Genomic DNA, 14,296 nt, shown 5'->3' with positions numbered 1-14,296 from the left:
CAACGTCCTGTCAGCCAGCCCGGCAGGACGGTACTGGCTTATTTCTTTTTAGAAGGTTTCAGGTACTTACTGACACTCTGGAACCACATCACCAGGGACAGGTCACCGCTGATAGCGATGTCTTTTTCCTGAATGGCCCGCATAAAGGCATTTTTGTCTTTCGAGGTCAGAATCCGCAGCCCAGTATCGGCGTTTTTAAAGCTGATGGTAAAGGCCGGATTGCTGTGCGCTTTGCGTTTGCTGCGAATGCTGTTATTGGCAACGACGAACTGGCGTACGATGCCGCCATCGGCGGTCTGCAACTGAAACGCAAAATCTTTGCCTTCCAGCTGTTTGCGAAAATCGGGGTTGTTACGGGCTGCTTTTTTCATCAGCAGGCTGAGCGCCCACAGCAGCAGGGGGAACTTGATCATTGGCATAAGGCCTCGGTGGTAGCGGTTTAGACGATGCTCTCAGGAGTCCTGATGTCCGGTTACATCCTGAAAGAGGCGCGATTGTGCCAGAGCCGGCATCAGTTGCAAAAGCCCTTCTTTACCCAAACGTCTAATATGCTCACGATTTCGTTCTGGTATGCGCTCGGGAAAGCGCACACTGGCCAGCGCCTGCTCCATATCGTCTTCACGGATGATGTGCAGCATGGGGTAAGGCGAACGGTTGGTGAAGTGACTCATGTCGTCTTCGTCTTCACCTTCAAACAGATACTGCGGATGAAAGGTTGCCAGTTGCAGCACGCCTTCGTAACCCAGCTGCACCAGCAGGTTGTCGCAGATCAGCACCCAGTTCCAGTACTGGTCAAAGCTGTCCAGCACGTTGGGGGTAACAAACAGGGAAGTGGGTAATTGCTGCGGATCGGCTTCAGCAACCTGCTGCAGATGATCCATAAAGTGCATGGTTACCCGTTCCAGATCAGCGCTGTCGGATAACTCGATATGCAGGCGGGATAATACCGGGTGAGCGAAGGGGCACAGCCCCTCGCCCACCACCAGCACGCGCACCCAGTCACGGGTGAGCTGCTCAACCGTGCTTATTGCACGGCCTCTTTCAGACCTTTGCCCGGCTTGAAGGCCGGAACTTTGGCCGCTGCGATGGTGATAGCAGCACCAGTCTGCGGGTTTTTACCCTGACGTTCAGCGCGTGAACGTACTTCGAAAGTGCCGAAACCGATCAGGCTGACGCTGTCGCCTTCGCTCAGTGCTTTCGCGATCTGGTCAGTAATGACAGTGATCACTTCTGCCGCTTTTTCTTTGCTCAGATCCGCTTTTTCCGCGATGGCCGCAGCCAGTTCAGGTTTACGCATGGACAATTATCCTTGTTGGGTTTTGTCAGGCCCCCGTGTCCCGGGGATTATAAAAAGGTTCAGGGCAACAATGCCGGCAGCGCCTTATTGAGCGCTACTTTATTCATAACCCTGGCTCCGGTCAAAGCGTAACCGCGCAATTGACCGCTTTCGTCACGGAATTCAGCCTGCACATCGTTGCCTTCGGCGTCGATGTGCCACTGACCGGCACTGCCAGCTGCCGGTGGCGCCACCACCACCGGTACCACCGGAGTTTTCACCGTCACCGGCATCACGCCGTAGCTGACCGGCGTCGGTTCGCCGGCCAGGGTTTTCGCCAGCGCCCGCGCTGCAGTCATTAACGGCAGTACATACAGCAGTACCAGGCCATCGACTTCAGCACAGTCACCCAGCGCATAAATATCCGGCTCACTGGTTTCCAGCAGCCGGTTAACCACCACGCCGTGGTGAGTCTGTAAGCCCGCCTTCACCGCCAGCTCCAGCCGTGGCCGCAGGCCAATGGCCGACACCGCCAGATCTGCATCAAGCATTTCGCCGTTGCTGAGCGTGGCGCGGACGCCCTCGCCGTGACGCTCAATACGACTCACCAGCGGGCCTAAATGAAAGCGTACGCCGAGGCTTTCCAGCCCGCGCTGTACAGCGGCGGCCGCTTCTTTAGGCAGCAGTGACGGCATCAGCTGTTCGCACGGAGCGACCACGTCCACCGCAAAGCCACCGTCTTTCATATCGTTGGCGTACTCACAACCGATCAGGCCGGCGCCCATAATCAGCACCCGCTTTTTGCCTGCCGCTGCCGTACGGAAACGACTGTAATCCTGCAGATCGTTGATGGAGAAAATCCGCTCCTGGGCATCGCCCTGCACTCTTGGGGCAATCACATCGGCGCCCCAGGCCAGTACCAGCTTGCTGTAGGCCACCGGTTCTTCGCCAATAAAGACCTTATGAGCTTTGGGGTCGATGTGGGTCACCCGGGTATTGGTGCGGATCACAATGCCGAGCTGCTCAGCCATGTCAGCAGCCGTCGCCATGGCCAGCTCATCAGCCGTTTTGTTTTTACCAAAACCGGTCGACAGCATGGGTTTGGAGTAATTACGGCCATCGTCGGCGGTAATCATCAGCACCGGCTGCGCCGGCGCCAGCTTGCGCAGTTCTTTCACCAGGTTATAACCGGCCAGGCCGGTACCGATGACAACGATGGGAGCAAGATGTTCGGTCATGAGTATGTCCGTTAGATTTCGATCATTTCAAAGTCGTCTTTACCGACGCCGCAGTCCGGGCAAATAAAATCAGCCGGTACATCTTCCCAACGGGTTCCCGGGGCAATGCCTTCTTCCGGCGCACCCAGTTCTTCGTCATAAATCCAGCCACATACTACGCATTGCCACTTTTTCATGGTCACAAACCTTTGTTACACAGGTATCAGAAAGGCGCTGAGGCTACTCAGCCTGCCGGTTAAAATCAACGGTCAATTACGGGCAAAAAGCGGCCGCCATGCACCCGCCGGCTTGCCTGACGGCAGCGTTTAGCGCATCCTGCGCGCCTGTTTCATTCACCCCGTTGCGGAATTCTGCCAATGCCCGAGCTGGCAACCCTGCTGCATCCTGCGGTACCGGACTGGTCCGGCCGCAACCGCTGCCTGCCGTCGTTGCTGCCGCCGCTGTGGCGTGACTGGTTGCTGGACTCCGGCTCTCTGACCGCCCGCCTCAGCGCCCTGCGGCCGGGGCAGTTCCGGGTGCAGTTGCTGGCCCAGTATCATGGCCGGCCGACGCCACTGGAACGCACAGAACTGCAACTGCACGGTCAGCACAGTGTGTGGGTGCGGGAAGTTATCCTGCTGCTCGGTGATACCCCGCTGGTGTATGCCCGCACCGCCGTACCAATCACCACCCTGAACGGGGCCGGCAAACGTCTGCAGTCTCTGGGGGAACGCTCGTTAGGCAGCTTTTTGTTTCAGCAGCCGAATCTGCGCCGTACGCCCTTGCGGGCCAGCCACTGCAAAGCCAATGCACTGGGGTTAGAATGGTCGCGCCGGTCGGTATTTTATCTGGGAGATAAGCCTCTGATGGTCTCCGAAGCCTTTACCGGCGCCCTGACTGACTTTCTCTGAACACCGGAATGCCTATGTCTGCTGTTACTGACGCCCTCAACCGCCACTGGCCGCAATGGCAGGACTGGGTGGCCCTGACCCGTCTGAACCGTCCGATTGGTTCCTATCTGCTGCTCGGCCCTACCCTGTGGGCGCTGTGGATTGCCGCCCAGGGGGTGCCGGATTGGCACCTGCTGGTGATCTTTACCCTCGGCGTGTTTCTGATGCGCTCAGCCGGCTGCATCATCAACGACTTTGCCGACCGCAAGGTCGACGGCCATGTTAAGCGCACCAAAGACCGGCCGCTGGCGACCGGGCGCTTAACCCCCAAACAGGCACTGCAGGGCTTTGCCGTACTGGTGGTACTGGCCTTTTTGCTGGTACTGCTGACCAACCAACTGACCATCATGCTGTCGGTTGCGGCGCTGGGGCTGGCGTCGTTGTACCCTTTTATGAAACGTTACACCCATCTGCCGCAGCTGTTTCTGGGCGCCGCCTATTCGATGGCCATTCCCATGGCCTTTGCCGCCCAGAGCAATGACATACCGCAAGTGGCCTGGCTGCTGTACGCCGCCAATATGGCCTGGACGGTGGCCTACGATACCCTGTACGCCATGGTCGACCGCGACGATGACCTGCTGATCGGGGTGAAATCCACCGCCATTCTGTTCGGCGATCTGGATCTGGTCATGGTCGGCCTGCTGTACGGCATTACCCTGCTCAGTCTGCTGGCCGCCTTTGGTCAGCTGGCACTGGCCTGGCCGGCTTATATTGGGCTGCTGGCCGGTGCTCTGTACTTTGGCTGGCTACTGTACTGCGTGCGTTCACGCAGCCGCGAAGCCTGTTTCCAGGCCTTTTTAAACAATTACTGGTTCGGGCTGATCATCTGGGCCGGGCTGGCGGGCAGCTATCTGCTGACCGCAGCGCCCACCACATAAACGGTTAAATTTCCGCCAAACCGTCCGCCGTCACATCTCTGTAACAATCTGCGTCTGTAATACCACCGCAATACAGGAATGTGACATTGGCGTGACCATTATGAGCAAAGCCGGAAAAACCGTTTTAATCGTTGATGACGAAGCCCCGATCCGGGAAATGATTGCCGTGGCCCTGGAAATGGCCGGCTACGAATGTCTGGAAGCTGCCAGTACGCAGGAAGCCCACGCTAAAATTGTCGATCGCAAACCCGACATGGTACTGCTCGACTGGATGCTGCCCGGCACCAGCGGGGTGGAATTTGCCCGGCGCCTGAAGCGCGATGATATAACCGCTGAAATGCCCATTATCATGCTCACCGCTAAAGGCGAGGAAGATAACAAGGTGCAGGGGCTGGAAGCCGGCGCCGATGATTACATCACCAAACCCTTTTCCCCGCGCGAACTGGTGGCCCGCCTGAAAGCCGTGCTGCGCCGCGCCACCCCGCAGGGTATTGAAGAACCTATTGAAGTCAGCGGCCTGCTGCTGGACCCGGTTTGTCACCGGGTCACCTCGCACAATCAGCCGGTCGAGATTGGCCCCACCGAATACCGTCTGCTGCAGTTTTTTATGACCCATCAGGAACGCGCGTATTCGCGTACTCAGCTGCTGGACCAGGTCTGGGGCGGCAATGTGTATGTGGAAGAGCGCACCGTCGATGTGCATATCCGCCGCCTGCGCAAAGCCCTGGGCAGTGCGCACGAGCATCTGATCCAGACCGTGCGCGGCACGGGTTACCGCTTCTCCACCAAAGCGTCCTGAGCCATGCCGCACAGCTGGCGCACGGAGGCGCAATGGCTGCTGGCGATATTGTTGCCGGCCGCCTTGCTCGGGTACCTGAAAAACCTGTTATGGCCAACTCTGACCGCCGTGTTGTTGCTGGCCCTGCTGTGGCAGCTGTGGCAAATGCACCGCCTGCAGCGCCTGTTACTGCAGGACACCCCAACACCACCAGCGCCACCCGGCGGCTTATGGGAATCGCTGTTCCGCACCACCCAGCGACTGCAGCAGCGCAGCCTGCGCCATCGCCAGCAACTGCAGGCGCTGCTGAGCCGCATTCAGGATTCCACCGACGCCCTGCAGGAAGGCATTCTGATGCTCGACAGCCATGGCAATCTGGAATGGTGGAATCTGGCCGCCAGCCGGCAACTGGGGCTGAAACGTCCGGCCGATACCGGCCAGCCCCTCACCAATCTGGTGCGCGAACCGCAATTTTCCGCATACCTGAAGCAAGCCGATTTCCGCGAACCGTTAATTATGGCTGCGCCGCACGCCAGCAAACGCCAGCTGCAGATCAGCATTACCGCCTTTGGCCGCCATGAACGCCTGCTGGTGATTCAGGATGTCACCCGGCTGCGGCAGCTGGAGCAGATGCGTAAAGACTTTGTCGCCAACGTCAGCCACGAACTGCGCACCCCGCTGACGGTACTGAGCGGCTATATCGAAACCCTGCAGGATCTGAGCGCCGAACTTCCACCGCGCTGGCAGCGTATTCTGCAGCAGATGAGTGAACAAAGCGGGCGCATGGATGTGCTGATTAAAGATTTGCTGATGCTGTCACGGCTGGAAACCACCCGTCAGGAACCGCCGCAATGGCTGGACCTGAACGCCTTACTGGAACAGATTCTGCGTGATGCCCGAGCACTGGCGGCCAGCAAACACCAGCAAGTGGAGCTGCAGGCCGACGCACCATTGCAGATTCTGGGTTACCCGGGCGAGCTGCGCAGCGCCTTTTCCAACCTCGCGTTTAATGCCTGCAAATACACCCCGGACGGCGGCCATATTGTGCTCAGCTGGCAGGTTCTGGACAACGGTTGCGGGGTGTTTGCGGTGCAGGACAACGGCATGGGGATTGAAGCGCAGCATATTCCGCGCCTGACCGAACGCTTTTACCGCGCCGACCCCAGCCGCAGCAAAGCCACCGGCGGCACCGGTTTAGGGCTGGCGATTGTGAAGCATGTGTTGTTGCGCCACGACGCGACGCTGGAGATTACCAGCACACCGGGCACCGGCAGCTGTTTCCGCTGTGTCTTCCCGGCTTCCCGCTGGCAGACTGGCAAGCAGTTAACCGGACCAGACCAGCAGGGATATCAACCATAAGAACAAGGGGCGTTGAAAAACTCAGCGCACCTTGGCAATAAAGCGCGACAAGGTAGCGAGCTTTTCCGGATCGTCATCGACATAACGAATGAGCATCTGGATGGTCTGCGCATCCGGGTGCGGCTCCTGCGCCTGCATCATGCGCACATAGCCATTGATGCGGGCCACCTCGCCGGAATCCTGATCCACAATGTCCAGCACCGCCTGTTCCAGCAATGCCGGCAGCGCGTCTTCACGGCGGAACACGCCGATCATTTCCTGCAGATTAATGTCTTTGATCACCAGTTTGGCGCGGCTGCCGGAAGCAAAACGCACATCGGCCAGCCCCCGCGCCCGCGCACCAGCTTTGGCTGCTGGTTTAGCGGCGGCCGCCGGATTCAGCAACGCCGCGGCGCTGTCAGCGGCCGGGGCGGCGGCGGGCGCTGCCGCCGGTTTGGCCGTTGCACCCATCAGTACCGAGGCACCGCCCAGATCACCGCCTTTAGGTTTGCCATCAATCGCTGTTGCACCCAGCACACCGGCGGCACCAGCGGCACGCGGATTGGCTGGCGCATCGCCCTGCGACGGGCGGATTTTCAGATGTTTCCACACCAGTTTGGTCAGTTTGGCGACAAAGTTTTCCCGCGTGAAGGGTTTGCCAATGTACTCGGATACCCCGGCCTGCACCGCTTTGATGACATGATCGCGGTCACCGCGACTGGTAATCATCATAAAAGGGACGGCTTTGTAGCGCTCGTCGGCGCGCATCCATTCCAGCACTTCAATGCCGGAGACTTCCGGCATTTCCCAGTCGCACAGCACCAGCTGGATGGTTTTGCTGTTCATAATGCTGATGGCCTTACGGCCATCAATAGCTTCATGCAGTTCACAGCCCGGATAGGTTTCACGGACGGCTTTTTTCACTAAATCACGGATAAAGGCCGCATCGTCCACGACCAGAATATTCAGAGCTGCCATTAGCGGGCCTTAGTTATTCAGAAACCCTTTCAGCATAGCCGATCACATCCGCTTTGCCCGTTACATCCGCCAACGGCAACCGCTGCTGGCGCAACAGGGTGGCGCCAATCACGGCCGCCGGCATCACAAACCAGTTCAGCACCGGCACCGTCATCAGCAGCGCCACCAGCGCACCAAAGCCCAGCACGGTAAAACGTTCCTGTCCCATGGCCTGACGCACTTCGGCAAAACTGCGGCCGTGGTTATCAAAGGAATAATCGATGTACTGCAGCGCCACCACCCAGCTGCCAAACCAGAACCACAGAAAGGGCGCAGCCAGGTTAATACCCGGGATAACACTCAGCACCAGCAGCAACAGATAGCGCGGCAGCAGATAGCCCAGCTTGGTCATTTCCCGGCCCAGGGTGCGCCGGATCAGCGCCGGAATGGATTCTTCCGGCAGCATCACGCCGCTGCTGCGCTCCACCTGCTCACTCAACAAGCCATTAAATGGGCTGGCCAGAATAATCAGCACGGTGCTGAAAAAGTACATCAGCAACAGCAGCAGCGTGATAACGGTTAACGGCAACAACAGCCAGTACAACCAGCTCAGCCAACCCGGCAGCCACTCCACCAGCGCGCCCATTTGTTCGTGCAGGGTGCTGATACCCCACCAGCTGGCCAGCGACATAATCAGCACATTCAGCAACAGCGGCAACGCCACATAACGGCGCAAGCCCGGCTCGCCCAGACGGCTCAGTCCGTGCCAGAAAAACATCATGCCCGCCCAGGGATTTCCACGCATAACCGTCTCCGTGCATTCAAAAAGTGGGTTTTATACAATGCCGGCCTGATGCCGGCCAGACCGGTTTTACCCAGCAAGGAGAACTGTGCCCGTGACGCCGCAACGTCTGGAGAGAATCGAACACACCCTGTCACTGCGTCAGCCCGATCTGACCGTTCTTACCGATGAAGTTCACAAAGACCGCAATTTGTCGGCCATTGTACGCAGCTGCGATGCCTTCGCCGTACCCGTTGCCCACTGTGTGTGGCTGGGCGAACAATACCGCGTCCGCCGTAACCACAGCGCCGGCAGTGGCAACTGGGTGGATATTCACACCCACCCCGACATTGGTACCGCCATTCAAACCCTGCAACAACAGGGCTTCCGCGTCTGCGCCGCGCATTTCAGCGAGCGTGCCCGCGATTACCGTGACTACGATTTCACCCAACCCACGGCGCTGTTACTGGGCTCGGAAAAAACCGGTGTCAGCGCCCAGGCCGCCGCACTGGCCGACGAGCATCTGGTGATTCCCATGCACGGCATGGTGCAGTCGTTCAATGTTTCGGTCGCCGCCGCACTGCTGCTGAGCGAAGCCCAACGTCAGCGTCAGCAGGCGGGTATGTTTAATCAGCGCCGGATTGCCGATGACGATTACCAGCGCCTGAAGCTTGAATGGTGCCAACCGCAGGTCGCCCGGATATGCCAGCGCCTGCAACTGCCTTACCCACCCTTACGCGACGATGGCGAACTGGCCGATCCGCAGGGGTTTTCAGCACTGGTGAATCAGCGCGATGCAGAGACCGTCTGAATAAAGTCCCAGCCATAGCGGTCGGACTGTAATTGCATCCGCGCCAGCGGCATACGCTGATAACGGAAATCCTGCTGCCAGAACTGCCGGAACGAGGCCACAAAAGCCGGCCGCATTTCAGCCCCCAGCAGCACACAGCGCAACGCCACCGGCGGCAGCCGCAATAACCCCTGCGTGCGGCCCGCCACTTCCACCAGCCGTCCGGCGTCTGCCCGTGCCAGCACCAGCCGCTGTTCCTGCAGCGGTGCCAGCACCGGACTTTCCGCCCACAGCCGTTGTGGATAAGCCGCCGGCAGCGACGGCCGGTATTCAACGCTCTGCAGCGCCGCTTCCGGCCACTGGCTGGCATCAATGCCCAGCCACAGGGTTTTCAGTCCACCCCCTTGTTGCCAGGCCAGCAGGGAAAACGGATCGGTGTAAAAACGCTGCAGCAACCAGTCCTCCGGGTTACCGGTATCCTGCACCGCCTGCGCCTGCTGCTGCGCTAATAAGGCCGCCTCAATATCCGCCCGCTTCTTTTCCGCCTGCTGAATAAATACCTCCTGCGTCAACAGGCCACGCAAAGAGTCCGGCAAGCGCTGATACTCACGCTGCAAATGCGCCAGATAGGCGGCGTCATCAATCCGCGCCGGAGCCTGAGCCTTTTCGGCTGCCCGAACAAACCAGGGCAAGCCACTGTCAGCCGGGCACAGCAGCGGCACCACACCGCGTTTCAGCAAGGGCAATGCCTCTTCACCCAGCGGCAAAAATACCAGCCCGGACGGGATGTTTAATGCTTCGCTCATACTTAACTCCTGCACCTTTCAGACGAACTTACCGGGCGAAATTCTGCAGCGCGTGTGCGATATATCTCACACGCTGGTAGGACATTCCGGCAGTCATTCGACATCATTTTTCGCCTGCACAGCAATACTATTAGTTAACCCATTGATTTATATGGATTTTGTTAGCCACTGATAACAAAAAAATCATCTGGTAAGTGGTCACAGAAGCGGATACTGGCACTTTTCCAACCCACTGATTCTGTTATCTTTATTTGCATCAGGGATGACTGCACTGCACGGATCGCGGTGGTCAGCAGGATGATGTGCACGGACGTGCGAACGGATGAAATCAGGTAGCGGAATACCACAGGACAAAGCAAAGGATTGCTCAGGGAAGACCCGCCAGGAGGCAACAGGAAGAACATTCATCAGGACGATGACAAGGAAGAACCCAGGAAGGGCAAGACGGATTAAGCGTAAGCTTCTCGGCCAGGAAGGCTTTGGGTGCTGTGGTGGTCAGAAACGGAATTCCGACCGCCCGATTTTCACCCCTCCCCCGCACCACATTCCCCGGATAACCAGAATTTCACCGCCAGCGGCTGCGTTCGGCCAGAACCCCGATTACCACAAACGCCAGGCTTACCTGCAACAAAAACATCCCCGCACTCAAACCGCGCAAATACCCCTGCAGCAAACCGGTTAACCACACCGACAAAATCCCGTAGCCAAACGTACAGAGCAGAATAAACACCAGCACCCGCAACCACGTGGGCTGGGTTTTAATCAGCGTGCGCACCATTTCATTAATGGCGCCACCAAAAATCACCAGCAGCGTGGCAATTAAGGCAATGGCAATACTGCTGGTGTAAGGCCGAACGACACTGGCGATATCAACAATCAGACTCATGGTTATCCCCTTGTTAAGGCGCGGATTATTGCAGCCGGAAAAAGAGTTTCCAATCCACAGAAACGCGGGGCACGGAACCCCGGAAAAGCAAAAGCCCGTCACAAGGACGGGCTTTTTGGTATGGTGCCGGCACCAAGAGTCGAACTCGGGACCTACTGATTACAAGTCAGTTGCTCTACCGACTGAGCTATACCGGCAAGTGGGCACGGATATTAATGAGCGCCCCGGGTGCCGTCAACTGCTTTTTCGGTAAGCCGCTGAAAATCTTCAATTTATGCATACATTCAGCGGGCAAACAGGGCTGCACGGCGATTCATAAAACTGTCACAATACCGGCCGTGTTTTTTACCTTAAAATCGGGGGCCGCGATGAGTGGTGGTTACATTCTGGTGGTAGACGATGAACCAGCCATCTGCGAAATGATCCGCACCTGCCTGGAAATGGCCGGCTTTAAAGTCCGGCTGGCGGCTAACGGGCATCTGGCCCACCAGATGATTGTGAATGACCGCCCCGATCTGGTGCTGCTGGACTGGATGATGCCAATGGTGTCGGGCATTGAACTGGCACGGCGGCTGAAGCGCGACGAATTAACGGCGGATATTCCGCTGATTATGCTCACTGCCCGCAGCGATGAAGACGACCGTATCAATGGTCTGGAAACCGGGGCCGATGATTATGTGGTGAAACCCTTTTCGCCACGCGAGCTGGTGGCCCGGGTACGGGCCTTGCTGCGCCGCAGCGGCAGCCTGGTGGATGATCAGCCGGTAACCGCCGATCAGCTGAGCCTTGACCGCAAGGCCCAGAAAGCCAGCATTGCTGGCGAACCCGTGACGCTGGGGCCGCTGGAGTTCCGCCTGCTGGAGTTCTTTATGCTGCACCCCGACCGGGTTTTTTCCCGCGGCCAGCTGCTCGACCGGGTCTGGGGTGGCAATGTGTATGTGGATGAACGCACGGTGGATGTGCATATCCGCCGGTTGCGCAAAGCCCTGTCGCCACAAGGCCAGGAACAGATGATTCAAACCGTCCGTGGCACGGGATATCGCTTTTCTCCGCCCACCCATAACGGACACTAAGGAGTCGCCAGGTGCAGCAGATTGCCCGGCAGAAAGAGTTGTTACGCGTTCTGGTCATTGCCGGCCTGGGTTTGGCACTGGGCTGGTCGCTGGGCTACCCGCTGATGGGGCTGATGATCGGCCTGCTGGTTGTGATTGTGCTGATGTACCGCACCATGCTGGCGTTATATCGCTGGAGTCTGCGCCAGGGGCCGCGACCGGAAGATGGCCTGATTGGCTACAGCACCGACCGCATTCTGCTGCGCGAAAAAAACCTGAAACATAAAATCCAGCTGCTGACCGGCCAGATTCAGCGCTACAAACAAGGCATCGAGTCGCTGCATGACGGGGTGGTAACCCTGAACGCCGACGGCCATATTGTCGCCTTTAACAGTTCCGCTGCCCGCCTGCTGGGGCTGCGCAAAGAAGACATCGGCCAGCCGGTTACCAACCTGCTGCGCAATCCGCGCTTTACCCGTTATTTCAAAGCCGGTGATTACAGCTCGGCACTGCAGTTTGATATTAATCACCGCCGCCTGTTCAGCCTGCAGGTGCAGATCACGCCCTTTGGTGATGACCAGAAAGTAATGCTGGTCAAAGACATTACCGAGCGCAAACGGGTGGAAACCATGCGGCAGAACTTTATTGCCGATGTCTCGCATGAGCTGCGCACACCATTGACGGTGATTAACGGCTATCTGGAAATGCTGGGCGATATGGAGCTGCCGCCAGCGCTGGCCAAAGCCATCAGCCAGATGGACAGCCAGGGGCAGCGGATGAAGACGCTGGTGAATGATCTGATTCAACTGTCGAAACTGGAAAGCACCAACAGCGAGCAGCGCGGTGACTGGTTTGACCTGCAACAGCTCAGCCATGCGGTCATCGATCAGCTACACCCCCTGAGTGAAGGCCGTATTCGTCTGCACTGTCCGCAACGGATTGACGTCTGTGGCCACGCGGAAGAAATGAGTTCTGTGCTGAGCAACCTGCTGACCAATGCGGTGAAGTACGGTGGTGACGGTCAGATTGACTTGAATATCCGCGCCGGCATGGACGGCGTAAAAGTCAGCATCACCGATCATGGCCCCGGCATTCCGGCACAGCATATCAGCCGCTTAACCGAACGGTTTTACCGGGTGGATGATTCGCGGGAATCGACTCTGGGCGGCTCGGGGCTGGGGCTGGCCATTGTGAAGCACGCCCTGGACCACCACGACACTGTGCTGGATATTGAATCGACTCTGGGCAAGGGCAGCACCTTCAGCTTTACCCTGCCGGCCGACCGTTGCCGGATCAGCGAGCAGGAGTGAGCGGCTGTTGCAGCTGCTGGGCCAACCGCCCATTATTTCCACCAATAACATCCAACAATAACGTCGCAAAACCTCAATAAACGGCCAATAAAAAGGGGCGCCGCAGCGCCCCTGATAAACCACACCAGCCGATCAGAAGCGGTATTCAACCGCAACGCCGTTGTAACTGGCCGATTCATCTTTTCCGGCTTTGTCACCAGAGTTAAGCGTAGAAAAAACCATCAGACGGGTATTTTTAGCGTACTGGTAATCAGCACCTACGCTGACGGATTCACCGTCTTTGTAAACCATATCCGACTGACCGTACTGAGCTTTCAGGGTGACCTTAGGCGCCAAAGTATAAGCTGCAGAAACCAGCCAGCCGTCTTCTTTATCATCGCCAGTGGCAAAGTTGGTCACTTTATTTTCTGATTGTTCGTAAATAGCCCCCAGCTGTACCGCCGCAATATTGATACGCGCCGAGGCACGCAGCGTGCTGATATCCTGACCTTTTACGTTATCGTCATAAGCAATACCGAAGTACATCTTGTCGGCCTTGTAGCTGACCGCTGCGGAAATACCGTCATCATCGTTATTGCCTACACCTTCTTCTTCGGCACTGAGATGCGCGACATCCACGGTAAAACCGCTCAGGCTCGGTGAGGTATACATCAGCATGTTTTGGCCACGGTTTTCACTGTTGGCGAACAGGGCTTCTTTCATATCACCATCAAGGGTGCTGAACAGGTCGATTTTGTCCTGAATCAGTTTCAGCGGGGTGTCATGAGTACCGAACTTCACCGTACCAAACTCGCCTTTAAAACCAATAAAGCTGTTGCGGTGCTGCATGTTTTTTTCGTTAGCACCTTCACCAAGCGCATCCGGGTTAATGCGCAGTTCCACCTGGTAAATGGCAGTAACGGCGTCGTTAATCACCTGTGAGCCTTTTACGCCGATGCGCGAACTGTTGTTACGCAGCTCGGTTTTGCCATCCAGTTTGCCGTTAAGATCGGCTTCATTCACATATTGAAAGCCCAGATTGACGCGGCCGTACAGCTCCGGCTCACCGTCTGCAGCCTGCGCCAGGCCGGCCATAAAAGGAGTGGTTGCAATGGCGATTGCTAAAGCGAGTTTTTTCATAATTGTCTTCCAATAGTCAGTTTGCCGGGTGCCGCCATGGCAGCAGAGTCATGACGATTGTGTTGCAGAATAGTTACAGTTTTATGACATTGCCGGGCAATATTTCTGTTTAATGCCATTTGGGTGATGTTTTTATGACATTAACAGGAAGGTCGCCA

At 57.4% G+C, this 14,296-nt stretch carries 17 protein-coding genes and 1 tRNA gene; 7 read left to right on the top strand and 11 right to left on the bottom strand.

Annotated elements, in window-relative coordinates:
* Positions 1 to 38: 38 nt before the first annotated feature.
* From GJQ55_RS00610 to GJQ55_RS00590, 5 genes are read right to left on the bottom strand one after another with little or no spacing between them, the layout of a single operon-like run.
* Complete coding sequence (locus GJQ55_RS00610; RefSeq protein ID WP_228345576.1) at positions 39 to 413, bottom strand: SCP2 sterol-binding domain-containing protein; 375 nt, start codon at positions 411 to 413, stop codon at positions 39 to 41.
* A gap of 39 nt (positions 414 to 452) precedes the next feature.
* Positions 453 to 1,028, bottom strand: a complete 576-nt coding sequence (locus GJQ55_RS00605) for a DUF1415 domain-containing protein (RefSeq protein ID WP_228346732.1) — start codon at positions 1,026 to 1,028, stop codon at positions 453 to 455.
* Positions 1,025 to 1,297, bottom strand: coding sequence for an HU family DNA-binding protein (locus tag GJQ55_RS00600; RefSeq protein WP_228345575.1), 273 nt, complete (start codon positions 1,295 to 1,297; stop codon positions 1,025 to 1,027). The genes GJQ55_RS00605 and GJQ55_RS00600 overlap by 4 nt, the downstream gene beginning before the upstream one ends.
* 59 nt (positions 1,298 to 1,356) lie before the next feature.
* On the bottom strand, positions 1,357 to 2,514 hold the full coding sequence (locus GJQ55_RS00595; RefSeq protein WP_228345574.1) for an FAD-dependent oxidoreductase: 1,158 nt from the start codon (positions 2,512 to 2,514) through the stop codon (positions 1,357 to 1,359).
* Positions 2,515 to 2,525: 11 nt separating this feature from the next.
* Positions 2,526 to 2,690: a rubredoxin gene (locus tag GJQ55_RS00590; RefSeq protein ID WP_228345573.1), complete on the bottom strand. Its 165-nt coding sequence runs from the start codon at positions 2,688 to 2,690 to the stop codon at positions 2,526 to 2,528.
* 180 nt (positions 2,691 to 2,870) lie between these two features.
* Here GJQ55_RS00590 and GJQ55_RS00585 point away from each other — a divergent pair, with 180 nt between their 5' ends.
* The 4 genes from GJQ55_RS00585 (at position 2,871) to phoR (GJQ55_RS00570) (ending at position 6,458) form a co-directional block, all read left to right on the top strand.
* Positions 2,871 to 3,404, top strand: coding sequence for a chorismate--pyruvate lyase family protein (locus GJQ55_RS00585; protein ID WP_228345572.1), 534 nt, complete (start codon positions 2,871 to 2,873; stop codon positions 3,402 to 3,404).
* 14 nt (positions 3,405 to 3,418) lie between these two features.
* On the top strand, positions 3,419 to 4,321 hold the full coding sequence (gene ubiA / locus GJQ55_RS00580; protein WP_228345571.1) for a 4-hydroxybenzoate octaprenyltransferase: 903 nt from the start codon (positions 3,419 to 3,421) through the stop codon (positions 4,319 to 4,321).
* Between the two features lie 100 nt (positions 4,322 to 4,421).
* Positions 4,422 to 5,120, top strand: coding sequence for a phosphate regulon transcriptional regulator PhoB (phoB, locus tag GJQ55_RS00575; RefSeq protein ID WP_228346731.1), 699 nt, complete (start codon positions 4,422 to 4,424; stop codon positions 5,118 to 5,120).
* A gap of 3 nt (positions 5,121 to 5,123) precedes the next feature.
* Positions 5,124 to 6,458 (top strand): phosphate regulon sensor histidine kinase PhoR, encoded by a 1,335-nt coding sequence (gene phoR / locus GJQ55_RS00570; protein WP_228345570.1) that lies wholly within the window; start codon positions 5,124 to 5,126, stop codon positions 6,456 to 6,458.
* A gap of 21 nt (positions 6,459 to 6,479) precedes the next feature.
* Here phoR (GJQ55_RS00570) and GJQ55_RS00565 read toward each other — a convergent pair whose 3' ends face one another.
* Positions 6,480 to 7,415, bottom strand: a complete 936-nt coding sequence (locus GJQ55_RS00565; protein WP_228345569.1) for a response regulator — start codon at positions 7,413 to 7,415, stop codon at positions 6,480 to 6,482.
* Positions 7,416 to 7,428: 13 nt separating this feature from the next.
* A complete protein-coding gene (gene cysZ, locus GJQ55_RS00560) occupies positions 7,429 to 8,199 on the bottom strand; it encodes a sulfate transporter CysZ (RefSeq protein WP_228345568.1) in 771 nt (256 codons plus the stop codon).
* A 91-nt stretch (positions 8,200 to 8,290) separates the two neighbouring features.
* Here cysZ and trmH point away from each other — a divergent pair, with 91 nt between their 5' ends.
* Entirely contained in the window at positions 8,291 to 8,986 is a 696-nt protein-coding gene (gene trmH, locus GJQ55_RS00555; protein ID WP_228345567.1) for a tRNA (guanosine(18)-2'-O)-methyltransferase TrmH, read from the top strand.
* Here the strand turns inward: trmH and GJQ55_RS00550 are convergent.
* The 3 genes from GJQ55_RS00550 to GJQ55_RS00540 form a co-directional block, all read right to left on the bottom strand.
* Positions 8,962 to 9,771 (bottom strand): hypothetical protein, encoded by an 810-nt coding sequence (locus tag GJQ55_RS00550; RefSeq protein ID WP_228345566.1) that lies wholly within the window; start codon positions 9,769 to 9,771, stop codon positions 8,962 to 8,964. The two genes, trmH and GJQ55_RS00550, sit on opposite strands and share 25 nt — an antisense overlap.
* A 565-nt stretch (positions 9,772 to 10,336) precedes the next feature.
* The gene (locus GJQ55_RS00545) at positions 10,337 to 10,657 is read right to left on the bottom strand and encodes a DUF3392 family protein (protein WP_228345565.1); all 321 of its coding nucleotides are present in this window, start codon (positions 10,655 to 10,657) and stop codon (positions 10,337 to 10,339) included.
* A 121-nt stretch (positions 10,658 to 10,778) separates the two neighbouring features.
* A tRNA-Thr gene (locus GJQ55_RS00540) sits at positions 10,779 to 10,854 on the bottom strand.
* Positions 10,855 to 11,025: 171 nt separating this feature from the next.
* Here GJQ55_RS00540 and phoB (GJQ55_RS00535) point away from each other — a divergent pair.
* Both phoB (GJQ55_RS00535) and phoR (GJQ55_RS00530) read left to right on the top strand, forming a co-directional pair.
* Positions 11,026 to 11,730, top strand: coding sequence for a phosphate regulon transcriptional regulator PhoB (phoB, locus tag GJQ55_RS00535; protein WP_228345564.1), 705 nt, complete (start codon positions 11,026 to 11,028; stop codon positions 11,728 to 11,730).
* An 11-nt stretch (positions 11,731 to 11,741) separates the two neighbouring features.
* Entirely contained in the window at positions 11,742 to 13,019 is a 1,278-nt protein-coding gene (gene phoR / locus GJQ55_RS00530) for a phosphate regulon sensor histidine kinase PhoR (RefSeq protein ID WP_228345563.1), read from the top strand.
* 132 nt (positions 13,020 to 13,151) lie between these two features.
* Here phoR (GJQ55_RS00530) and GJQ55_RS00525 read toward each other — a convergent pair whose 3' ends face one another.
* A complete protein-coding gene (locus GJQ55_RS00525) occupies positions 13,152 to 14,138 on the bottom strand; it encodes a porin (protein ID WP_228345562.1) in 987 nt (328 codons plus the stop codon).
* Positions 14,139 to 14,296: the final 158 nt, after the last annotated feature.

Source organism: Venatoribacter cucullus, assembly GCF_016132445.1.
Lineage (GTDB): Bacteria > Pseudomonadota > Gammaproteobacteria > Pseudomonadales > Oceanobacteraceae > Venatoribacter > Venatoribacter cucullus.
Note: the sequence above shows the minus strand (reverse complement) of the source record. Positions and strands in the feature narration are given on the sequence as shown.